This is a genomic window from Paracoccus gahaiensis (assembly GCF_005048225.1).
Lineage (GTDB): Bacteria > Pseudomonadota > Alphaproteobacteria > Rhodobacterales > Rhodobacteraceae > Paracoccus > Paracoccus gahaiensis.
On the sequence record NZ_SUNI01000016.1, the window covers coordinates 1 to 21,833 of the forward strand.

General features: G+C 65.1%; 19 protein-coding genes and 2 tRNA genes. 2 read left to right on the forward strand and 19 right to left on the reverse strand.

The genetic code is table 11. The annotated features are described in order from the left end of the window. The 19 genes from FA743_RS14775 to rlmB all read right to left on the reverse strand — a co-directional run. Positions 1 to 126: GTP-binding protein (locus FA743_RS14775; RefSeq protein ID WP_246054983.1), on the reverse strand; the 126-nt coding region annotated here is incomplete at its 3' end. A 60-nt stretch (positions 127 to 186) separates the two neighbouring features. Continuing rightward, a complete protein-coding gene (gene fusA, locus FA743_RS14780; protein WP_136886875.1) occupies positions 187 to 2,310 on the reverse strand; it encodes an elongation factor G in 2,124 nt (707 codons plus the stop codon). An 18-nt stretch (positions 2,311 to 2,328) separates the two neighbouring features. Beyond that, positions 2,329 to 2,799, reverse strand: a complete 471-nt coding sequence (gene rpsG / locus FA743_RS14785; RefSeq protein WP_131574581.1) for a 30S ribosomal protein S7 — start codon at positions 2,797 to 2,799, stop codon at positions 2,329 to 2,331. 12 nt (positions 2,800 to 2,811) lie between these two features. Next, positions 2,812 to 3,183, reverse strand: a complete 372-nt coding sequence (gene rpsL, locus FA743_RS14790; protein ID WP_042252808.1) for a 30S ribosomal protein S12 — start codon at positions 3,181 to 3,183, stop codon at positions 2,812 to 2,814. Positions 3,184 to 3,412: 229 nt separating this feature from the next. After that, complete coding sequence (locus tag FA743_RS14795) at positions 3,413 to 4,276, reverse strand: glycosyltransferase (RefSeq protein WP_136886876.1); 864 nt, start codon at positions 4,274 to 4,276, stop codon at positions 3,413 to 3,415. Continuing rightward, on the reverse strand, positions 4,276 to 5,214 hold the full coding sequence (locus tag FA743_RS14800; protein WP_136886877.1) for a DMT family transporter: 939 nt from the start codon (positions 5,212 to 5,214) through the stop codon (positions 4,276 to 4,278). The genes FA743_RS14795 and FA743_RS14800 overlap by 1 nt, the downstream gene beginning before the upstream one ends. Before the next feature lie 41 nt (positions 5,215 to 5,255). Beyond that, positions 5,256 to 6,113 carry a glycosyltransferase gene (locus FA743_RS14805; RefSeq protein WP_136886878.1) on the reverse strand — a complete coding sequence of 286 codons (858 nt, stop codon included), beginning with the start codon at positions 6,111 to 6,113 and terminating at the stop codon, positions 5,256 to 5,258. Positions 6,114 to 6,225: 112 nt separating this feature from the next. Continuing rightward, positions 6,226 to 10,482: a DNA-directed RNA polymerase subunit beta' gene (gene rpoC, locus FA743_RS14810; RefSeq protein WP_136886879.1), complete on the reverse strand. Its 4,257-nt coding sequence runs from the start codon at positions 10,480 to 10,482 to the stop codon at positions 6,226 to 6,228. Positions 10,483 to 10,534: 52 nt separating this feature from the next. Beyond that, positions 10,535 to 14,680, reverse strand: coding sequence for a DNA-directed RNA polymerase subunit beta (gene rpoB / locus FA743_RS14815; RefSeq protein ID WP_136886880.1), 4,146 nt, complete (start codon positions 14,678 to 14,680; stop codon positions 10,535 to 10,537). Between the two features lie 228 nt (positions 14,681 to 14,908). Further along, a complete protein-coding gene (gene rplL, locus FA743_RS14820) occupies positions 14,909 to 15,280 on the reverse strand; it encodes a 50S ribosomal protein L7/L12 (RefSeq protein WP_136886881.1) in 372 nt (123 codons plus the stop codon). A gap of 65 nt (positions 15,281 to 15,345) precedes the next feature. Further along, positions 15,346 to 15,861 carry a 50S ribosomal protein L10 gene (gene rplJ / locus FA743_RS14825; RefSeq protein WP_135312065.1) on the reverse strand — a complete coding sequence of 172 codons (516 nt, stop codon included), beginning with the start codon at positions 15,859 to 15,861 and terminating at the stop codon, positions 15,346 to 15,348. Positions 15,862 to 16,117: 256 nt separating this feature from the next. Then, positions 16,118 to 16,816, reverse strand: a complete 699-nt coding sequence (rplA, locus tag FA743_RS14830; RefSeq protein WP_136886882.1) for a 50S ribosomal protein L1 — start codon at positions 16,814 to 16,816, stop codon at positions 16,118 to 16,120. A 3-nt stretch (positions 16,817 to 16,819) separates the two neighbouring features. Then, positions 16,820 to 17,272: a 50S ribosomal protein L11 gene (gene rplK / locus FA743_RS14835; protein ID WP_136886883.1), complete on the reverse strand. Its 453-nt coding sequence runs from the start codon at positions 17,270 to 17,272 to the stop codon at positions 16,820 to 16,822. Positions 17,273 to 17,348: 76 nt separating this feature from the next. Continuing rightward, positions 17,349 to 17,885, reverse strand: coding sequence for a transcription termination/antitermination protein NusG (gene nusG, locus FA743_RS14840; RefSeq protein WP_136886884.1), 537 nt, complete (start codon positions 17,883 to 17,885; stop codon positions 17,349 to 17,351). Between the two features lie 172 nt (positions 17,886 to 18,057). After that, a complete protein-coding gene (secE, locus tag FA743_RS14845; RefSeq protein ID WP_136886885.1) occupies positions 18,058 to 18,252 on the reverse strand; it encodes a preprotein translocase subunit SecE in 195 nt (64 codons plus the stop codon). A gap of 118 nt (positions 18,253 to 18,370) precedes the next feature. Beyond that, positions 18,371 to 18,446, reverse strand: a tRNA-Trp gene (locus FA743_RS14850). A gap of 62 nt (positions 18,447 to 18,508) precedes the next feature. Then, complete coding sequence (locus FA743_RS14855) at positions 18,509 to 18,940, reverse strand: CoA-binding protein (protein WP_136886886.1); 432 nt, start codon at positions 18,938 to 18,940, stop codon at positions 18,509 to 18,511. Between the two features lie 199 nt (positions 18,941 to 19,139). After that, the gene (locus FA743_RS14860; RefSeq protein WP_136886887.1) at positions 19,140 to 19,541 is read right to left on the reverse strand and encodes a YHS domain-containing (seleno)protein; all 402 of its coding nucleotides are present in this window, start codon (positions 19,539 to 19,541) and stop codon (positions 19,140 to 19,142) included. Positions 19,542 to 19,630: 89 nt separating this feature from the next. Continuing rightward, a complete protein-coding gene (rlmB, locus tag FA743_RS14865) occupies positions 19,631 to 20,428 on the reverse strand; it encodes a 23S rRNA (guanosine(2251)-2'-O)-methyltransferase RlmB (RefSeq protein WP_136886888.1) in 798 nt (265 codons plus the stop codon). A gap of 124 nt (positions 20,429 to 20,552) precedes the next feature. Between rlmB and FA743_RS14870 the strand changes: the two genes are divergently transcribed. Together FA743_RS14870 and FA743_RS14875 are read left to right on the forward strand one after the other, a co-directional pair. Further along, positions 20,553 to 20,636: transfer RNA gene (locus FA743_RS14870), tRNA-Tyr, on the forward strand. 161 nt (positions 20,637 to 20,797) lie between these two features. Continuing rightward, on the forward strand, positions 20,798 to 21,799 hold the full coding sequence (locus FA743_RS14875) for a hypothetical protein (RefSeq protein WP_136886889.1): 1,002 nt from the start codon (positions 20,798 to 20,800) through the stop codon (positions 21,797 to 21,799). The last annotated feature ends 34 nt before the right edge of the window (positions 21,800 to 21,833 follow it).

The window sequence follows — 21,833 nt, forward strand, 5'->3', positions numbered from 1 at the left end:
ATAGGCGCGGAATTCGCCGAAATACTTGGTGATCGCCGCGGTCAGTGTCGTCTTGCCGTGGTCGACATGGCCGATCGTGCCGATGTTGACGTGCGGTTTGTTCCGTTCAAACTTTGCCTTGCCCATGGGATGGCTCCTTGTTCTTCGATGCGTGGTGTGTGGCGGGGCTGGTGCCCCGCCGCAGGATCAGGCGTATTTCTTCTGGATCTCGTCCGAGATGTTCTGCGGCACGGCCTCGTAGTGGTCGAACTGCATCGAGAACACCGCACGACCCGACGACATGGAGCGCAGGTTGTTGATGTAGCCGAACATGTTGGCCAGCGGCACGAAGCAGTCGATGACGTTCGCGTTGCCGCGGCTGTCCTGCCCCCGGACCATGCCACGACGGCTGGTCAGGTCGCCGATGATCGAACCGGTATATTCCTCCGGCGTGACGACCTCGACCTTCATGATCGGTTCCAGCAGCTTCGCACCGGCCTTGCGCAGACCCTCGCGCATCGCGGCGCGGGCCGCGATCTCGAAGGCCAGGACCGACGAGTCGACGTCGTGGAAGGCGCCGTCCGTCAGCGCGACCTTGAAGTCGATCACCGGGAAGCCGGCCAACGGGCCCGAATCCATCACCGACTTGATGCCCTTTTCGACACCGGGGATGTATTCCTTGGGCACCGCGCCGCCCACGATCTTGGATTCGAACGAGTAGCCCTCGCCCGGCTCGGTCGGCGTGATCGTCAGCTTGATGCGGGCGAACTGGCCCGTACCACCGGTCTGCTTCTTGTGCGTGTAGTCGATGTCGGCCTGCTGGCTGATCGTCTCGCGATAGGCAACCTGCGGAGCACCGATATTCGCCTCGACCTTGAACTCGCGCTTCATGCGGTCGACCAGGATGTCGAGGTGAAGTTCGCCCATGCCCTTCATGATCGTCTGGCCCGATTCAAGATCGGTTTCCACACGGAAGGACGGGTCCTCGGCCGACAGGCGCTGAAGGGCCAGGCCCATCTTTTCCTGGTCCGCCTTGGACTTCGGCTCGACGGCGATCTCGATCACCGGCTCGGGGAAGGTCATGGTCTCCAGGACCACCGGCTTGGCCGGGTCGCACAGGGTGTCGCCCGTGGTCGTGTCCTTCAGACCGGCCAGCGCGATGATGTCGCCGGCAAAGGCTTCCTCGATTTCCTCGCGGTTGATCGAGTGCATCATCATCATCCGGCCGACGCGCTCGCGCTTGCCCTTGGTAGCGTTCAGCAGCTGATCGCCCTTCTTCATCGTGCCCGAATAGATGCGCGTGAAGGTCAGCGAGCCGACGAAGGGGTCGTTCATGATCTTGAACGCCAGGCCCGAGAAGGGCATGGAATCGTCCGCACGGCGTTCGATGTCGCGCGTCTCGGTCTCGTCGCCCGGCGTGAAGCCCATATAGGCGGGCACGTCCAGCGGGTTCGGCAGGAAGTCGATGACCGAGTTCAGCAAGGGCTGCACGCCCTTGTTCTTGAACGCGGACCCGGCGGTGACCGGGAAGAAGGACAGCGACAGCGTGCCCTTGCGGATCAGCGCGCGCAGGGTCGCCTCGTCGGGCTCGGTGCCCTCCAGATAGGCTTCCATGGCAGCGTCGTCCATGTCGACGGCCAGCTCGATCAGGTTCTTGCGCCATTCCAGCGCCAGGTCCTGCAGCTCGGCCCGGATCGGACGGCGGAACCAGGATGCGCCAAGGTCTTCACCTTCCCACACCCATTCCTCCATCTTGATCAGGTCGATGATGCCTTCCAGCTTGTCCTCGGCGCCGATCGGCAGGGCGATCGGGCAGGGGGTGCCGCCGGTGCGGTCCTTGATCATCTTCACGCAGTTGAAGAAGTCGGCGCCGATCTTGTCCATCTTGTTGACGAACACGATCCGCGGGACCTTGTAGCGGTCGGCCTGACGCCAGACGGTCTCGGTCTGCGGCTCGACGCCGGCATTGGCGTCCAGCAGGCAGATCGCACCATCCAGCACCGCCAGCGAGCGTTCGACTTCGATGGTGAAGTCGACGTGGCCGGGGGTGTCGATGATGTTGAAACGGTACTTCGTGTCGGACGTCCCCTCGGTGGTGGGGTCCTCCTGACGCTGCCAGAACGTGGTGGTCGCGGCAGACGTGATCGTGATGCCGCGCTCCTGCTCTTGCTCCATCCAGTCCATGGTCGCGGCGCCGTCATGCACTTCGCCGATCTTGTGCGACTTGCCGGTGTAGTAAAGGATGCGTTCCGTCGTCGTCGTCTTGCCGGCATCGATGTGAGCCATGATGCCGAAGTTGCGATAACGCGGAAGCTGATATTCGCGTGCCATGAATTGGATCCTTTCGCCTTACCAGCGGTAGTGGCTGAACGCCTTGTTGGCGTCGGCCATCTTGTGCGTGTCTTCGCGCTTCTTGACAGCGGTTCCGCGGCCGTTGACGGCATCGGACAGCTCGCCCGCAAGGCGCTCTTCCATCGTGTTCTCGTTGCGCTTGGCCGCAGCCGTGATCAGCCAGCGGATGGCCAGCGCCTCGCGACGGATCGGACGGACCTCGACGGGAACCTGGTAGGTGGCACCCCCGACGCGGCGCGAACGCACCTCGACGGACGGTTTCACGTTTTCCAGCGCCTCGTGGAAGACTTCGATGGGCTCGCGCTTGAGGCGGGTCTCGACGCGCTCCAGCGCGTTGTAGACGATCCGCTCGGCAGTCGACTTCTTGCCGTCAACCATCAGGTTGTTCATGAATTTGGTCAGCACGCGATCGCCATATTTGGCGTCGGGCAGGACTTCGCGCTTTTCAGCGGCGTGACGACGGGACATGGGTGCCTCTCCTTATTTCGGACGCTTCGCGCCGTATTTCGAACGACGCTGGCGACGATCCTTGACGCCCTGGGTATCCAGCACACCGCGCAGGATGTGGTAACGGACACCCGGAAGGTCTTTCACGCGGCCGCCGCGGATCAGCACGACGCTGTGCTCCTGCAGGTTGTGCTTTTCGCCCGGAATATAGGAGATGACCTCGAAACCATTCGTCAGGCGCACCTTGGCGACCTTCCGCATGGCGGAGTTCGGTTTCTTCGGCGTCGTGGTGTAGACGCGCGTGCAGACACCGCGTTTCTGCGGGCAGCCCTGAAGGTGCATGGATTTAGACCGCTGCACTCTCGGCTGCCGCGGCTTGCGGATCAGCTGTTGGATCGTCGGCATTCGGTTCCCCGTCTTGCTCTGTCAATACTCGCAACCGATCGGTTGCGCCGCTTCTCGACGGTGCCTCGCGCGAATCGCAAAACACCAAGCCCGACCGGCCCTTACAGGGCTGGCGGGCATCATTCCAGAGGATCGGGGCGTTTCGGCCCGGATCGTGACCTCACAGGTTCTGGTACCCGTTGCGGTTTCCCGCCGGGTCGCGTGGCTATAGGGGGATTTCGCGGCCCTGTCAACCGGCGCCCCCTGCCCCGCCGCCCGTCCCGCCGCCTGCCGGAGCCTCGTGCAGCTGCCGCGCCAGATCGACCAGATCGCCCCGCGCCAGCCCAAAGCGCAGGCGCAGCAGGCGCTTCATCGCGCCCTCCTCGGGATCCCAGGGCAGGCCCGGCCCCATGTCGCCCGAGTCGCTGTCGCCATGGATCGAGCGGATGAACATCAGCGGGCGCGAGATCTGCACCCCGGGCATCCAGCGGGCCAGCTGCGTGTGGTTGTAATGCAGCGCGGTGTCGGGGATCTCGGGTTTCAGGAAGACGGTCAGCGCGACGCCCATGTTGTGGCAGATGCGCGGCGTGATCCTCAACTTGCCGCCGCGGGCCTCGATCATCAGCCCGCGCCCGTAATCCAGAGACAGCCTGCCTTCGGGCCGCCACAACTCCTGCACGCTGGCGAAATCGCGGCGGGTCGCGGCGACATAATCCAAGGCCACGGCATCGTCGTCGTCATGGCGGAAATGCCCGATGACCTCGGCCACTGGGTCGACATGCGGGGCCACGGCGGCGCGGCAGGCCTGCAGGTGATAGTCCATGGGCGGGACCAGCGACAGCTGCAGCTGCGGCACCCGGTCGCACAGCTCCTGCAACCGGCCCAGCCAGGGCTGCGGCAGGTCCGGCCCGGTCATGATCACCAACGTGAAATCCGGGTCGGTCTGCGCCAGCCAGCCCGGCAGGGCGACAGTGGTGAACCACAGCCAGCGCCGCGCCAGACGATCGGGATCATAGAGGTAGGCCCGCCGCGCCGCGATGCTGTCATGCTCGACCTGATAGCCCCGCAGGCCCAGATAGGAAAACCGGCACAGGCCCAGCATCTGCACCCGCATCACCGCCGCCTCCCCAGCTGCGCCTCGCGCCAGATCGTGTAGATCCCCGCGCCGACGACCAGCCCGGACCCGACCCAGGTCCACAGGTCCGGCCAGTCGCCGAAGATCAGCATCCCCAGCACGATCGCCCAAAGAAGCGAGGTATAGCGGAAGGGTGCCACCGCCGAGATCTCTCCGATCCGCATGGCGGAGACGGCCGAGAGATAGCCCACGGTCAGAAACAGGCTGCTCAGCACCAGAAGCAGGATCTGGGACCCCGAGGGCAGGATCCAGCCCTGCCCCAGGCTGAGGACCAGCCCGATCAGGGTGACCGCCACGGCGGCATAGAAGGCGATTGTCGCAGAGCTGATCTCGCGCGAGAAGCGCCGGGTGGACAGGTCGCGCAGCGCCACCATGACCATCGCCCCAAGCGCTGCCAGCGACCAGATGCCGAAGGTGCCGCTGCCGGGCCTGAGGATCACCAGGACCCCCGCCATCCCCACCATCACCGCGACGATGCGCCGCCAGCCCAGGGTCTCGCCGAAGAACAGCGCCGCGCCCAGCATCACCACCAGCGGCAGCGATTGCATCACCGCCGTCAGGTCGCCGATGGCCATGCGCTGCAGCGCATTGAGGAACAGCAGGGTCGAGCCGACCTCTCCGATCAGGCGCAGCGCCATGGGCCAGCGCGCCGAGGGCGCGATGCGCAGGCGCAGCCCGCCGCCGCGTTGGGCCAGCAGCATCAGCGCCAGCATGACGAAGCTGCCGCGCAGGGTGATCGCCTGATACAGCGGCATGTCCTGAGTCACGAACTTGACGATGGCATCGTTGCAGCCGAAGCCCATCATCGACAGGGTCATCAGCCCCGCCCCGCGCAGGTTGTCGCCCGGTTGCAGCGGCTCGGGCCGGACCGAGGCGGGCCGGGTCCGGCGCAGGGGAGAGATCAGGGGCGCTACCATGGGAAAGGGTCCGGGGGGCTTGAGAGCGTCGGGAAGGGCGGTCAGGCAGGCGGGAGGGCGGGGTCGTCGCCCGGCAGGGGCCGGTCCAGCGGCAGGGTCAGCGCCGCGCGCAGATCCGCCAGATCCAGGTTGAAGCGGCGGTCCAGCAGGCGGGGCAGCGCCTCGGAATCGGCCGGGACGCGGTGCTTGCCGATCAGGTGCCCGCGGCTGTCGTTCACGTCGTGATGGCCGCGGATCCACATGACCGGGCCGGGCAGCGTCACGGTCGGCACCTTGGCCCAGACCTTGTCATGGCGATAGTTCATCAGCGACCGCACCTCTCCGCCCGGGAAATAGAAGGTCTGCGCCAGGCCCCAGTTCTGCGCCATCTCGGCATGCAGGCTCAGATCGCCATCCTCCAGCCGGGCGACGAGGCCGCTGGTATAGTTCACCACGACCGGATGGTGCTTGTGGGTCATGTGGATCGTCAGGCGGTGGTCGGCCCGGATATGGGCGACATAGTCGATGGCCACCGCGTCGTCGTCATCCATGCGGAACTGCGCCACCACATCGGCTGTCGGATCGACATGGCGGGACAGGGCCTCGCGGCACAGCGGCGCGTGGCGACCGGCGGGCAGGCATTCGATGCGGATCTGCGGAACGATCTCGGCCAGGGCCAGCAGGCGCCCGGCCCAGGGCTCGGGCAGGTCCTCTCCGGTGACGACGATGAGGGTGAAATCGGGATCGGTCTGCGCCATCAGCGGTGGCACGCAGAGCGTCTCGAACCAGCGCATCCGGCGTTCCAGCCGGGCGGGGTCATAGAGAATGGCTCGGTTGTCGTCCAGATCCTCGCCGGTGGTCTGGAAATCGCCCTGCACCAGCAGCGAAAATCGACACAGGCCCAGGACTTGGATGCGCATCTTGGTTCCTTGAACGACTGGCGCAGTATGTGCGCCGGGCAAGGGCGGTCAACCCGAAAGACGAAGGCCCGGCACTGGGTGCCGGGCCTTCGCGGTGGTCAGGGGCTAAGGATCACTCCTCGCCGTTGGTCTCGGGCAGATCGGCGATGGCGCTGTCGGTCATCGTCTCGGGCGCGGTCGTGCCCGTGGTGGGCTCGGGCGCGGCCAGGGCGGCAGCCGCCTCGGCCTCGGCGCGACGTGCCTCGATCACCTCGGCATCGCGCTCCGTGGCGATGCGACGGACCCGCGAGGTCGCGCCACCGGTGCCCGCCGGGATCAGGCGGCCCACGATGACGTTCTCCTTGAGGCCCACAAGCTTGTCGCGCTTGCCCTGCACGGCCGCCTCGGTCAGCACCCGGGTCGTCTCCTGGAAGGACGCCGCCGAGATGAAGCTGCGGGTCTGCAGCGACGCCTTGGTGATGCCCAGCAGGACCGGCTCGCCCGTGGCGGGACGTCCGCCGCGTGCCTCGATCTTGGCGTTCTCCTCGTCGAACTCGTCGCGCTCGACGTGCTCGCCCTTCAGCAGCGTAGTCTCGCCGCTGTCGAGGATCTCGATCTTCTGCAGCATCTGGCGGACGATCACCTCGATATGCTTGTCGTTGATCTTCACGCCCTGCAGTCGATAGACGTCCTGCACCTCATCGATGAGATAGTCGGCCAAGGCCTCGATCCCCATGATGCGCAGGATGTCATGCGGCGCCGGGTTGCCGTCCATGATGTAGTCGCCCTTCTGTACGAAGTCGCCTTCCTGCACCGGGATGTGCTTGCCTTTCGGCACCATGTATTCGACCGGAGCGACGCCTTCCTCGGCGGCCTCGATGCTAATGCGGCGCTTGTTTTTGTAGTCCTTGCCGAACCGCACATAGCCGTCGATTTCCGCGATGATCGCGTGATCCTTGGGACGACGGGCCTCGAACAGTTCCGCCACGCGGGGAAGACCCCCGGTGATGTCTTTGGTCCGGGCACCCTCGCGCGGGATCCGTGCCACCACGTCGCCCGGCTGGATCTCCTGGCCTTCCTCGATCGACAGGATGGCATCCACCGACATCGGATAGCTGACCGGGTTGCCCTGGTCGTTGCGCACCGGTTCGCCGCTGGCGTCCATGATGATGATCTCGGGCTTCAGCTCGTTGCCTTTGGGCGCCGAGCGCCAGTCGGTCACGATCTTCTGCGTCATGCCGGTCGCATCGTCCGTCTCGTCGCGGACCGAGATCCCCGACATCAGGTCGACGAACTTCGCCGTGCCGCCCTTTTCCGCGATGATCGGCAGGGTATAGGGATCCCATTCGAACAGCTTGGCGCCGCGGATGACCTTGTCACCGTTCTTCACGAACAGCTTCGAGCCGTAGAACAGCTTGTGGCTGGCGCGTTCCTGCCCGTGCTCGTCGACGACGATCAGCTGCATGTTGCGCGACATGACCACGTTGTCGCCGCTGGCATTGCCCAGCAGGTTCTCGTTGCGGAACTGCACGAAGCCTTCATGCGAGGCCGCCTGGAACGACTGCTGGCCACCCTGCGCGATGCCGCCGATGTGGAAGGTCCGCATCGTCAGCTGCGTGCCGGGTTCGCCGATCGACTGCGCGGCGATGATGCCCACCGCCTCGCCGATATTGACCAGCGTGCCGCGCGCCAGATCGCGGCCATAGCACAGCGCGCAGATCCCGTCTTCGGATTCGCAGGTCAGCGCCGAGCGGATGCGCACGGTCTGCACGCCCGCCGCCTCGATGGCGTCGGCCTTGCGTTCGTCGATCACCTCGTTGGCACGGATGATGATCTCGTCGCCGCCCGGAACCAGCACATCCTCGGCCACGGTGCGACCCAGAACCCGCTCGGACAGCGGCGAGATGACCTCGCCGTCGTTCACGGCGGCAGAGGCCGTGATCGCGCGTTCGGTGCCGCAATCATGCTCGCGGATGATGCAGTCCTGCGCCACATCCACCAGACGCCGCGTCAGATAGCCCGAGTTCGCCGTCTTCAACGCGGTGTCCGACAGACCCTTCCGGGCGCCGTGGGTCGAGTTGAAATATTCAAGAACGGTCAGACCTTCCTTGAAGTTCGAGATGATCGGCGTCTCGATGATCTCGCCCGAGGGCTTGGCCATCAGGCCGCGCATGCCGCCCAGCTGCTTCATCTGGTTGACCGAACCCCGGGCACCCGAGTGGGCCATCATGTAGACCGAGTTCGGCTCCTTCTCGGCGCCGTTCTCGTCGAACTTCTTGGACGAGATCGTGGTCATCATGGCCTCGGTCACGCGGTCGTTGCACTTCGACCAGGCGTCCACGACCTTGTTGTACTTCTCGCCCTGGGTGATCAGGCCGTCCAGATACTGCTGCTCGAACTCTTTGACCTGCTCCTGGACCTCGCCCACGATCGGCCACTTGCTTTCGGGAACGACCATGTCGTCCTTGCCGAAGCTGATGCCGGCCTTGAACGCCTCGCGGAAGCCGAGCGTCATGATCTGGTCGCAGAAGATCACCGATTCCTTCTGGCCGCAGTAGCGGTAGACGGTGTCGATGACGACCTGAACGTCCTTCTTGCGCAGCAGCTGGTTGACCAGCTCGAACGGTGCCTTGGCGTTCAGCGGCAGGATCGCCCCCACGCGGATGCGGCCCGGCGTGGTCTCGTAGCGCTTGAGGACCTCGTTGCCGTTCTCGTCGATCTGCTTGATGCGGGCCTGGATCTTGGCGTGCAGATGCACCTCTCCGGCGGCGAGGGCGTGTTCGACCTCGTCCACGTTCGAGAAGATCATCCCCTCGCCCTTCATGCCTTCGCGCATCATCGTGACATAGTAGATGCCCAGGACCATGTCCTGCGACGGCACGATGATCGGCGCGCCGTTGGCGGGCGACAGCACGTTGTTCGTCGACATCATCAGGACGCGCGCTTCCAGCTGCGCCTCAAGCGACAGCGGGACGTGCACGGCCATCTGGTCGCCGTCGAAGTCGGCGTTGAAGGCCGAGCAGACCAGCGGGTGCAGCTGGATCGCCTTGCCCTCGATCAGGATCGGCTCGAACGCCTGGATGCCGAGACGGTGCAGCGTGGGCGCGCGGTTCAGAAGAACCGGGTGCTCGCGGATGACCTCGTCCAGGATGTCCCAGACCTCGGGGCGTTCCTTTTCGACCAGCTTCTTGGCCTGCTTGACGGTCGAGGACAGACCCTTCGCCTCGAGCCGCGAATAGATGAACGGCTTGAACAGCTCGAGCGCCATCTTCTTGGGCAGGCCGCACTGGTGCAGCTTGAGTTCCGGGCCGGTCACGATGACCGAACGACCCGAGAAGTCGACGCGCTTGCCCAGAAGGTTCTGGCGGAAGCGGCCCTGCTTGCCTTTCAGCATGTCCGACAGCGACTTCAGCGGGCGACGGTTGTTGCCCGTGATGACGCGGCCGCGACGGCCGTTGTCGAACAGCGCATCGACCGATTCCTGCAACATCCGCTTTTCGTTGCGCACGATGATGTCGGGCGCGCGCAGCTCGATCAGCCGCTTGAGGCGGTTGTTGCGGTTGATGACGCGACGATAGAGGTCGTTCAGGTCGGACGTGGCGAAGCGGCCGCCGTCCAAGGGGACCAGCGGGCGCAGTTCCGGCGGAATGACCGGGATGACGGTCAGGACCATCCATTCGGGACGGTTGCCCGATTCCAGGAAGCTCTCGACGATCTTCAGGCGCTTGATGATCTTCTTGGGCTTCAGCTCGCCGGTGGCGGCCTTGAGGTCCTCGCGCAGCTGGTCGGCAGTGCCGGCCAGGTCGATATTGGCCAGCATGGCCCGGATCGCCTCGGCGCCGATATCGGCCTGGAACGCGTCGGCGCCATAATTGTCCTGCGCGTCGAGGAATTCCTCTTCGCTCAGCAACTGGCCATAGCTGAGGTCGGTCAGACCCGGCTCGATGACGACATAGTTCTCGAAATAGAGGATCCGCTCCAGATCGCGCAGCGTCATGTCCAGCATCAGGCCGATGCGCGAGGGCAGCGACTTGAGGAACCAGATATGGGCGACGGGGGCGGCCAATTCGATATGGCCCATCCGCTCGCGGCGGACCTTCTGCAGGGTCACTTCCACGCCGCATTTCTCGCAGACGAGGCCGCGATACTTCATGCGCTTGTACTTGCCGCAGAGGCATTCGTAGTCCTTGATCGGACCAAAGATGCGCGCGCAGAACAGGCCGTCACGTTCCGGCTTGAACGTGCGGTAGTTGATCGTCTCGGGCTTCTTCACCTCGCCGAAGGACCAGGCGAGGATCTCCTCGGGCGAGGCCAGCGAGATCTTGATCTCGCTGAACTGCCGCGGCGTGGCCAGCGGGTTCAGGTGATTGGTGGCGAGTTCCTGGTTCATTTTCAATTCCTAATGAAGGGCACGGGATGGGGCGAAGTGAAGGCTTGCGCCCTCACTCCTCCTCTTCCGCATCCAGGAGTTCCATGTTGAGGCCCAGACCCCGGACCTCCTTGACCAGCACGTTGAACGATTCCGGGACGCCGGCCTCGAAGTTGTCCTCGCCCTTGACGATGGACTCGTAGACCTTGGTCCGTCCGGCGACGTCGTCCGACTTGACGGTCAGCATCTCCTGCAGCGTGTAGGCGGCGCCATAGGCTTCCAGAGCCCAGACCTCCATCTCGCCGAGGCGCTGGCCACCGAACTGCGCCTTGCCGCCCAAGGGCTGCTGCGTGACCAGGCTGTACGGACCGGTGGACCGGGCGTGCATCTTGTCATCGACCAGGTGGTGCAGCTTGAGGACGTACTTCATCCCCACGGTGACCTGACGCGCGAACTGCTCGCCCGTGCGGCCATCGAACACCACCGACTGCCCCGAGGTGTCGAACCCGGCACGCGTCAGCGCGTCGTTCACGTCAGCCTCTTTCGCGCCGTCGAAGACCGGCGTGGCGATCGGCACACCCGTGCGCACCGTGTCGGCGTGCTCGCGCAGCGTCTCGTCATCCATGCCGTCGAAGGTGTCGGCATACAGGTCGTCGCCATAGCCGATGCGCATCGCCTCGCGGACCGGGGTCATGTCGCCATTGCGGCGATAATCCTCCAGCGCCTCGTCGATCTTGAGGCCCAGGGCACGGCTGGCCCAACCCATGTGGGTCTCCAGGATCTGGCCCACGTTCATGCGCGACGGCACGCCCAGGGGGTTCAGAACCAGGTCGACGGGGGTGCCGTCCGCCAGGAACGGCATGTCCTCCATCGGGACGACCTTGGATACGACGCCCTTGTTGCCGTGACGGCCGGCCATCTTGTCGCCGGCCTGCAGCTTGCGCTTCACGGCGACGAAGACCTTGACCATCTTCATCACGCCCGGCGGCAGGTCGTCGCCCTGGCGGACCTTCTCGACCTTGTCCTCGAAGCGCGCGTCCAGCAGCTTCTTCTGGGTGTCGTACTGACCGTTCAGCGCCTCGACGTCCTTGGCGACGTCCTCTTCGCTGACCGCCAGCTGCCACCACTGGCCGCGGGACATGGTGCCCAGCAGGTCCTCGGTGATCTCGGTGCCCGAGCGAATGCCCTTGGGGCCCTTGAGCGCCGTCTTGCCCAGAACCAGCGTCTTCAGACGCGCATAGATGTTGCGGTCCAGGATCGCCTGCTCGTCGTCTCGGTCGCGCGACAGACGCTCGACTTCCTCGCGCTCGATCTGCAGCGCGCGCTCGTCCTTGTCGACGCCGTGGCGGTTGAAGACCCGCACCTCGACGATCGTCCCATAGGCACCCGGCGGCAGACGCAGGGACGTGTCGCGCACGTCGCTGGCCTTTTCGCCGAAGATGGCGCGCAGCAGCTTCTCTTCCGGCGTCATCGGGCTTTCGCCCTTGGGGGTGATCTTGCCCACCAGGATGTCGCCCGGTTGGCATTCCGCACCGATATAGACGATGCCGGCTTCATCCAGATTGCGAAGCGCCTCTTCGCCCACGTTCGGAATGTCGCGCGTGATCTCTTCCGGGCCCAGCTTGGTGTCGCGGGCCGCCACTTCGTATTCGTCGATATGGATCGAGGTGAACACGTCGTCGCGGTGGATCCGCTCGCTGATCAGGATCGAGTCCTCGTAGTTGTAGCCGTTCCAGGGCATGAACGCGACGACCACGTTGCGGCCGATGGCCAGCTCGCCCCGGTCGGTCGAGGGACCGTCCGCGATGACCTGGTTGGCCACGACCTTCTCGCCCACCTTGACCAGCGGACGCTGGTTGATGGTCGAGGACTGGTTCGAGCGCTTGAACTTGCGCAGACGATAGATGTCCACGCCCGCGTCGCCCGCACCCATATGCTCGGTCGCCCGGACCACGATGCGCTGCGCATCGACCTGGTCGATGATGCCGCTGCGACGGGCCATGATGGCCGCACCCGAGTCGCGGGCCACGGTCGCTTCCATGCCGGTGCCGACGAAGGGCGCCTCGGCCCGCAGCAGCGGAACCGCCTGACGCTGCATGTTCGAGCCCATCAGGGCGCGGTTGGCGTCGTCGTTTTCCAGGAACGGGATCAGCGCCGCCGCGACCGAGACCAGCTGCTTGGGCGACACGTCGATCAGGTCGATCGCATCCACCGGGTTCAGCATGAAGTCGCCCGACTGGCGGGTGCTGATCAGCTCGTCGACGAACTTGCCGTCGGCGTCCAGCGTCGCGTTGGCCTGCGCCACGGTGTGGCGCATTTCCTCGGTCGCGGACATGTAGACGACGTCGTCGGTCACATGGCCGTCGACCACCTTGCGGTAGGGGGTCTCGATGAAGCCGTACTTGTTGACCCGCGCAAAGGTCGCGAGACTGTTGATCAAGCCGATGTTCTGGCCTTCCGGCGTCTCGATCGGGCACATCCGGCCATAATGGGTCGGGTGGACGTCGCGCACCTCGAAGCCAGCACGCTCGCGCGTCAGACCGCCCGGCCCCAAGGCCGACAGGCGGCGCTTGTGCGTCACTTCGGACAGCGGGTTGGTCTGGTCCATGAACTGCGACAGCTGCGAGCTGCCGAAGAATTCACGCACCGCCGCCGCCGCGGGTTTCGCATTGATCAGGTCCTGCGGCATGACGGTGTCGATCTCGACACCGGACATGCGCTCGCGGATGGCACGCTCCATGCGCAGCAGGCCGACTCGATACTGGTTCTCCATCAGCTCGCCGACGGAGCGCACGCGACGGTTGCCCAGGTGGTCGATGTCGTCGATCTCGCCCTTGCCGTCGCGCAGTTCCACCAGCCCGCGGATGCAGGACACGATATCCTCGTGGCGCAGCGTGCGTTGGGTGTCGGGCGCGTCCAGGTTCAGACGCATGTTCATCTTGACCCGGCCCACGGCGGACAGGTCATAGCGCTCGCTGTCGAAGAACAGCGAGTTGAACAGGTTCGAGGCGGCCTCGACGGTGGGCGGCTCGCCCGGGCGCATGACGCGGTAGATGTCCATCAGCGCGCCTTCGCGGCCGAGGTTCTTGTCCGCCGCCATGGTGTTGCGGATGTAGGGACCGACGTTGACATGGTCGATGTCCAGCACCGGCACGTCGGTGATGTCGTTGTCCAGCAGCACCTTCAGAAGGCCGCCCGACAGGTCGCCTTCCTTGTTGTAGTCGGCGGTGATCTCGTCGCCCGCCTCGGCATAGATGAAGCCGGTCTCGTCGTTGACGATGTCCTTGGCCACGAAGCGGCCCACGATCCGCTCGAACGGAACGTAGAGGTTCAGCTGCTCTTCGGATTCCTGCAGCTTCTTGACCAGGCGCGGGGTGACCTTCTCGCCGGCCTTGGTGATGACTTCGCCGGTCTCGGCGTTCACCAGGTCGAAGGCCGGACGGGTGCCGCGCACGCGCTCGGGGAAGAAGCGCGTGACCCAGCCCTGCTCGCGGCCCGAACGGCGCAGGGTATAGGTAACGGTCTCGTAGAAGGCGTCCATGATCGCCTCCTGATCCATGCCCAAGGCATAGAGGAGCGTCGTCACGGGCAGCTTGCGGCGGCGGTCGATGCGCGCGAACACAAGGTCCTTGGCGTCGAATTCGAAGTCCAGCCACGAGCCGCGATAGGGAATGATGCGGCAGGCGAACAGCAGCTTGCCCGAGGAATGGGTCTTGCCCCGGTCATGGTCGAAGAACACGCCGGGCGAGCGGTGCATCTGGGACACGACCACGCGCTCGGTGCCGTTCACGATGAACGTGCCGTTCGTCGTCATCAGGGGCATGTCGCCCATGAAGACGTCCTGTTCCTTGATGTCCTTGACGGATTTCGCCCCGGTATTCTCGTCCAGATCGAAGACGATCAGGCGCAGGGTGACCTTCAGCGGCGCGGCATAGGTCATGTCGCGCTGCTGGCACTCGTCCACGTCGTATTTCGGGCGTTCCAGCTCGTACTTCACGAATTCCAGCGTCGCGGTCTCGTTGAAGTCCTTGATCGGGAACACCGACTGGAACACGCCCTGGATGCCGTCGCCATCGTTATGACCGCTTCCCTCGCCCGAGTTCAGGAACAGGTCATAGGAGGATTTCTGAACCTCGATCAGGTTCGGCATCTCCAGAACTTCACGGATGTTGCCATAATAGCGGCGGATCCGCTTCTGGCCGACATAAGCTTGCGCCATGGGGTCTTGTCACCTTTCGTCTTCGCGCGCGTCCGGGTCGGGGGCCCCCGGGACGCGCCTACGAATGCAGGGGTGAGGTTCCATTCGTGCCACGCGTCCCACCGCGCGGCTCCCGAACCTCGAACATGCCCTGAGGGGAGGTCTGACACCCAGACCGACCTTCAAGACAGGTTCGGCAGGGACCGGGAAACCCCGGACCCTGCCTGATCGTCATGGCCTGTCGGCCAATTACTTCAGCTCGACCTTGGCGCCAGCCGCTTCGAGCTTCTTCTTCACTTCCTCGGCATCAGCCTTGGACGCGCCTTCTTTGACTTTGCCACCGGCTTCGACCAGGTCCTTGGCTTCTTTCAGGCCCAGACCGGTGATGCCGCGAACTTCCTTGATCACGTTGATCTTGTTCGCGCCGGCTTCCAGCAGGACGACGTCGAACTCGGTCTTCTCTTCGACGGCTTCGGCGGCAGCAGCCGGGCCAGCCATCATGACGGCGCCGCCAGCGGCGGGCTCGATGCCGTACTCATCCTTCAGGATGGTCTTCAGTTCCTGAGCCTGCAGCAGGGTCAGGCCCACGATTTGTTCTGCGAGTTGTTTCAGATCAGCCATTTTTCCGTTCTTTCCAGTTAATGTTCCAACGTCGGGTCTTCAACCACCAGACGGGATCAGGTTGCTTACGCAGCCTCACGTTCCTCGAGGGTCGTGAGGATGCTCGCGATGTTCGAAGCAGGCGCGCCAATGGCACCGGCGATGTTGGAAGCAGGCGCTCCGAGGCAGGACACGATCTGAGCGATCAGCTCTTCACGCGACGGCATCGAGGCGACGGCTTTCACACCGGCCGGATCCAGGGCCGCATCACCCATTGCACCGCCCAAGATCACGAAACGCTCGTTATCCTTGGCGTATTTGTCGGCGATCCGCGCGGCAGCGGTCGGATCCTCCGAATAGGTGAGCACGGTCATGCCCGTCAGATAGTCGGCGATGCTTGCGCAAGGCTTTCCCTCCAGGGCGATCTTGGCGAGCTTGTTCTTGGCAACGCGAACGGAACCCCCGGCTTCGCGCATGCGCGAGCGAAGGTCCTGCATATGTGCAACCGTCATCCCCTCGTAGTGGGCAACCACCACGACGCCAGAGCTTTCAAAGATCTGGCCGAGTTCGTCGACCAGCTGTTCTTTTTGTGCTCTATCCACGGTTTCACTCCAAGTTGGGGGTTTCCCCCCGGCTCTCACTTTCCCGGTCTCGAATGGGACCGGGTCGGGTCCGTTCAGGGCAAGATCACCCGAAGGTCAGAACCTTCGGAAAAACGCTTCCCCATCTCAGGAAGGCAATTAAGCGGGGTTTCCCCCACACCCTCCGTCTCGGACAGGACAGGGCCTTGCGGCCCCGCCATCCCCGGCCCGAAGACCGGGGAATTTCGCGGGATGGGGTCGACCCCCACCCCTGGCCTCAGCTGGCGGTTGCCGACACGACATCCACCGACACGCCCGGACCCATGGTCGAGCTGATCGAGACCTTCTTCATGTAGGTGCCCTTGGCACCCGTCGGCTTGGCGCGGCTCACCGCGTCCACGAAGGCGCGCAGGTTCTGGGCCAGCTTGTCCTCGTCGAACGAGACCTTGCCGATGCCCGCATGGACCACGCCGGCCTTCTCGGCCTTGAACTGGACTTCACCGCCCTTGGCCGCGTTGACCGCAGTCGTCACGTCCATGGTCACGGTGCCGACCTTGGGGTTCGGCATCAGGTTGCGCGGGCCCAGGATCTTGCCCAGACGACCGACCAGCGGCATCATGTCCGGCGTCGCGATGCAGCGATCGAAGTCGATCTTGCCCGACTGGATGCTCTCCATCAGGTCCTCGGCGCCGACGATGTCGGCCCCTGCGGCCTTCGCCTCGTCAGCCTTGGGACCGCGAGCGAAGACGGCGACGCGCACATCCTTGCCGGTGCCGGCGGGCAGCGTGACCACGCCACGGACCATCTGGTCCGCGTGGCGGGGATCGACGCCCAGGTTCAGCGCGATCTCGATGGTCTCGTCGAACTTGGCCGAGGCCTGCGACTTGACCAGCTTGACGGCGTCCTCGACGGTCAGGTTGGTCTTGCCTTCGAAGGCGGCGCGGGCGGCGACTTTTTTCTTTGACGTGTTTGCCATGACTTAGCCCCTCACCTCGATACCGATCGACCGCGCCGAGCCCAGGATGATCTTCATCGCGGCTTCGACGTCGTTCGCGGACAGATCCGCCATCTTGGATTCGGCGATCTCGCGCACCTGCTTGACGGTCACCGACCCGGTCGGGTTGCGGCCAGGCTTGTCCGAGCCCTTGGCGCGGTTGCGTTTGCCCACGGGCTTCAGGCCGGCAGCCTTCTTCAGCAGGAAGGACGCGGGCGGCGTCTTCGTCTCGAAGCTGAACGACTTGTCGGCGTAATAGGTGATCACGACGGGCACGGGCGAACCCTGCTCCATCTCCTGCGTGCGAGCATTGAACTCTTTGCAGAAGGCCATGATATTGATGCCGCGCTGACCCAGAGCGGGGCCGACGGGGGGCGACGGGTTCGCTTGGCCCGCCTTGATCTGCAGCTTCAGGCTGCCAACAACTTTCTTGGCCATCTGGCCTTCTCCTTCATCATCACGCCCCGCAGGGGGGCCGATTTAGCGGTACGGCCTTCCGGCCTCCCGCAACGTCTCACGAGGTCTTGGAGACCTGCGTGAATTCCAGTTCGACCGGCGTCGGCCGGCCAAAGATCGACACGGTGACCTTCACGCGCGACGAGATCTCGTCCACTTCCTCGACCATGCCCGAGAATCCCTCGAACGGGCCGTCGGTGACGCTGACGCGCTCGCCCACGTCGAAACGGATCAGATTGCGCGGGGCGGCGGGAACGCCGTCGCCCGAGCGGTTCAGCATCGTGTTCACCTCGTCGTCGCGCATCGGCATCGGCTTGCCCTGCGCGCCCAGGAACCCGGTGACCCGGTTGATCGAGTTGACCAGGTGATAGGTCCGGTCCGACATGTCCATGTGGACGAGGACGTAGCCGGGCATGAAGCGCCGCTCGGACGTGACCTTCTTGCCGCGACGGATCTCGATCACTTCCTCGGTCGGGACCAGCACCTCGTCGATCTGCTCTTCCAGCCCCTTCTCGGCGACGGACTGGCGAATCGCCTCGGCGACCTTCTTTTCGAAGTTCGACAGGACGCTGACCGAATACCACCGTTTTGCCATGTCTGGATCGATCCCTGCTCTTCTGTCGGGAATCACGCGGATGCCGCGCCAACCCCTTGAATTCCATCATGTCCGAAAAAATCGAAATCGGCGCGCACGAGAATCCGTTGCACGCCGTCTTCCGGACAGTCGGGGGCAAATACCGCCCCTGACCGCCAATTGCAAGCCCCGATCAGCCGCTGATCAGGCGCAGCCCCTGGGTCAGGCCCGTCCGGATGGCCAGATCGACCAGGAAGAAGAACAGGCTGGTGATCGAGGCAAAGATCAGGACCATGATGGTCGTGGTGATCACCTCGCGGCGCGTCGGCCAGGAGATCTTGGCCGCTTCGGCGCGAACCTGGTTGATGAACTGGACGGGGTTGGCCACGGGCAGGCTCCTTGGACGAGTGCAGACGCGGGTCTAGCCGGGCAAGCGGGGCTTTTCAACCCGGAACGCGTCACGCCCCGAGGGGCACTGCGGCGCGATCAGGTCTGATGGAAGGACCTGGCAGGGGCAGGGGGACTCGAACCCACGACCCTCGGTTTTGGAGACCGATGCTCTACCAACTGAGCTATACCCCTGAGGTCGGGCCTGATTAGAACCGCCCCGCCCGCCCGTCAAGCAGATAACCTGCAGGGGGCCCTCACAGCACGCGCGGGAATTCGATCTTGGGGCAGCGGTCCTGGATCACCGTCACTCCGGCGGCCCGACCACGCGCGGCGGCCGCGTCGTCGCGGACCCCCAGTTGCGTCCAGATGACCTGCAGATCGCGCAGGTGGGTCAGCGCCTGATCGACGATGCCGCCCACTGCCTCGGACCGGCGGAAGATGTCGACCATCTGCACCCCCGCCTCGGGCGGGATGGACGCCAGGTCCGCATGGACCTTCTCGCCCAGGATGGTGCTGCCGGTATGACCCGGATTGACCGGGATCACCCGGATGCCGCAGGACTGCAGATAGCGGGCGACGCCCCAGCTGGGACGCGCCTCGTTGGGGGACAGGCCCACTATCGCCACGACCTTGACGGTCCGCGCGATCCTGGCAATATCGTCGTCCACGGTGGTCTGGATGGTCATCGTCTTCCCCCTGTCGCATGGCGCGCCCGGCCACAGGCTTGCACAAAAAAAGCGCCCGGTCCACAAGATGGCCGGGCGCAAGTCACGGAACGAGGGACAGTGATCTGAACATGACCGTTCCGGGGTCATGTCCTCCAAGGTAAATGGGCATCAGTCGGGAAAGTTCCACCCCCATCGCGCATTCGTGATTTTTGGGATCTCAGCGGTACAGCGCGCGGGCCTCGTCGGTGATCCCGCGCGGATTTTCCTGCAGCTGCCGTTCCGCCGCATCCGAGCGCAGCAGGTACAGCCGCCCGCCCACCACCGCGAAATGGCGCGGATCGCCCGGCTGCGGGCGGCCCTCGAGGATCGAGATCGGGCACATCCCGTCCAGCGCGGGGGCATAGGCGCGGGGATCGGCCTCGAAGCGGGAGCGGTTTTCCTCGGTCGCGAAATGCCACAGCTGGCCCTTCCACATGGTCGAGATGTCGCTGCGCCCCGGCAGGGCCCGGCCCGAGGCGGCATAGCCCACCGGGTCGAAGCCGCCCACCGCCCAATCCTGCGCCACCGCCGGAAGGGCGGATGTCACGGACAGCAGCAGGGCAAGGCACAGGGGGCGCATGGGGATCCAGGGGTCAGGGTCCGGTCTACTTGACAGCAGGCGGGACGAATCTCAACGCGGCAGAGGGAAACGTCGCAGGGATGTGATCTTCATGCCCGCCCTGCCGCATAGAGCGCCACCGCTGCCGCGTTGGACACGTTGAGCGATCCGAAATCGGCAGCGAAGGGCACCCGGGCGACATGGTCGCAGGTCTTCATGGTCAGCTCGCGCATCCCCGGCCCCTCGGCGCCCAGCACCAGGCAGATCGCCCGGCCCGACAGGCGCTCCATCAGGTCGGGCAGCGGCACGTCGCCGGTGCCGTCCAGGCCCACCAGGATGAATCCCATGTTCTTCAGCTGCGTCAGCGCCTCGGCCAGGTTCGGCACCCGCAGATAGGGCTGGCGTTCCAGCGCGCCCGAGGCGGTCTTTGCCAGCGCGCCGGTCTCGGGGGCGGAATGGCGGGCGGGGGCGATGACCGCGCGGGCGCCGAAGACCTCGGCCGAGCGCAGGATCGCGCCGACGTTATGCGGGTCCGTCACCCGGTCGAGCGCGACCAGCAGCGGACGCGTCGCGCCCGGCGCCTCGCGCAGCGCCACCTCGGACAGGCTGCCCCATTTCAGCGGCTTGACCTCCAGCGCGGCACCCTGATGGACGCTCTCGGCGGCCAGCCCCACGGTCTTGTCGAAGATGCGCGGGTCGGTGATCTCGGGCTCCATCCCGTGCAGGTCGCCAAGCCGGGTGACGGCGTTCTGCGTCACGACCAGGCGCATCTTCTCGCGCGCGGGGTTGGCCAGCGCGTCGCGCACGGCATGCAGGCCGAACAGCCACACCGTCTCGGCGGCCGAGGCGCGGCGGGCACGTTCCTTGTCGATGACCCAGGTGGGCTTTTTGGGGGTCCTCTCGGCCATGCGCGGTCTCCTGTCCTGTCGGGGTCTTCTCTGCGCGGGATGGGCCGTTGGTGCAAGCCCCGGAAATCCGCTTGACGCCCCCCGGCAGGGCCGCTAATCACCCCCCACGCCGAAAGCGATCGGCGGGCGACGTGCTGCAAGGTGCGGCAGCGGACTGTAACTCCGCCGGGGAGACCCACGCCTGGTTCGATTCCAGGGTCGCCCACCATTCCCCCCCCACTTACCTAAACCGTTCATATCTAAATGAGACTTTCCTGCCTCGGCAGCGCTCTCAAATGCATAAAATGCGCCCCGCTTCTGCTCGAAGGGGTTTTGCTGAACCCGTTGCAGGTCTAGGCTGAGGACCAAGTTGGAAAAACGGGGGTCCCGGTGGCTGCGCTCAAGAACAAGCAACCCAATCTGCTGATCGTCGCCCAGTCCGGACGGTTGGAATACGAGGCGGTCATCTTCATGGCCAGCCTGCGCGCGCACGCCCCCGACTGGACCGGCAAGGTGATCGTCGCGGAACCGCTTCCCGAAGGCGCCTGGAGCGAGACGAACACCCGCATCTCGGACCCCTGCCGCGCGCTCCTGACCGAGCTTGGGGCCGAGATCACCCCCTTCGTCGCGCATCATTTCGGCGCCGCCTATCCGCAGGGCAACAAGATCGAGGCGCTGGCCCTGCTGCCCCCGGACGAGCCCTTCGTCTTCTTCGACACGGACACCGTGATCACCGGCCCGCTGGACCGCGTGGCCTTCGATTTCGACCACCCCTCGGCCTCGATGCGACGCGAGGGCACCTGGCCGCTGCCGCCCCTCTACGGGCCCGGCTATGGCGAGATCTGGAAGTCGATCTATGACCGGTTCGGCGTTCCCTTCGAGGATACGCTGGACCCCACGCAGCCCGACGAGCATTGGGAACGCTACCTCTATTTCAACGCGGGCTGGTTCTTCGGGGCCGATCCGGCGGAATTCGGGCAGCGGTTCCTGGACTGGGCCCGCGCGCTGCGCGACAATCCCCATGACGCCTTGGCCTGCCAGGTGATGGAGCCCTGGCTGGATCAGGCGGTCCTGCCGGTGGTCATCCGCTCCTTTGGCGGAGGTCGCCCCGGCCCCGAACTGGCGGGCCTCGACGGCGAGGTGACCTGCCATTATCGCAAGCTGCCGCTGCTCTATGCACTCCAATCGGACCATGCGATCACCGCGCTGGAGGCCGCCGTGGCCCCCAACAAGATCAAGCGCGTGCTGCGCGAATGGGAGCCGGTCCGCAAGCTGGTCTATCAGGAAAAGGGCCGCGACAAGGTCCGCCCGGTCTTTGCCGACCGCACCGGACCCAAGCCCGAGCGCATGATCCGCAACCAGCTGAAGGCCAAGGGCTGGTGGCTGGTCTGACCTAGGCCCCCTGCCCGTCTTTGGACAGGGCCCG

Coding starts and splice junctions, on each gene's coding strand:
- rpoC (WP_136886879.1), bottom strand. CDS start 10,482: ATGAACCAGGAACTCGCCACCAATCACCTGAACCCGCTGGCCACGCCG.
- FA743_RS14855 (WP_136886886.1), bottom strand. CDS start 18,940: ATGACCATCCAGACCACCGTGGACGACGATATTGCCAGGATCGCGCGG.
- nusG (WP_136886884.1), bottom strand. CDS start 17,885: ATGGCAAAACGGTGGTATTCGGTCAGCGTCCTGTCGAACTTCGAAAAG.
- fusA (WP_136886875.1), bottom strand. CDS start 2,310: ATGGCACGCGAATATCAGCTTCCGCGTTATCGCAACTTCGGCATCATG.
- FA743_RS14800 (WP_136886877.1), bottom strand. CDS start 5,214: ATGGTAGCGCCCCTGATCTCTCCCCTGCGCCGGACCCGGCCCGCCTCG.
- rlmB (WP_136886888.1), bottom strand. CDS start 20,428: ATGGCCGAGAGGACCCCCAAAAAGCCCACCTGGGTCATCGACAAGGAA.
- rplL (WP_136886881.1), bottom strand. CDS start 15,280: ATGGCTGATCTGAAACAACTCGCAGAACAAATCGTGGGCCTGACCCTG.
- FA743_RS14805 (WP_136886878.1), bottom strand. CDS start 6,113: ATGCGCATCCAAGTCCTGGGCCTGTGTCGATTTTCGCTGCTGGTGCAG.
- rpoB (WP_136886880.1), bottom strand. CDS start 14,680: ATGGCGCAAGCTTATGTCGGCCAGAAGCGGATCCGCCGCTATTATGGC.
- FA743_RS14860 (WP_136886887.1), bottom strand. CDS start 19,541: ATGCGCCCCCTGTGCCTTGCCCTGCTGCTGTCCGTGACATCCGCCCTT.
- rpsL (WP_042252808.1), bottom strand. CDS start 3,183: ATGCCGACGATCCAACAGCTGATCCGCAAGCCGCGGCAGCCGAGAGTG.
- FA743_RS14795 (WP_136886876.1), bottom strand. CDS start 4,276: ATGCGGGTGCAGATGCTGGGCCTGTGCCGGTTTTCCTATCTGGGCCTG.
- rpsG (WP_131574581.1), bottom strand. CDS start 2,799: ATGTCCCGTCGTCACGCCGCTGAAAAGCGCGAAGTCCTGCCCGACGCC.
- rplK (WP_136886883.1), bottom strand. CDS start 17,272: ATGGCCAAGAAAGTTGTTGGCAGCCTGAAGCTGCAGATCAAGGCGGGC.
- rplA (WP_136886882.1), bottom strand. CDS start 16,816: ATGGCAAACACGTCAAAGAAAAAAGTCGCCGCCCGCGCCGCCTTCGAA.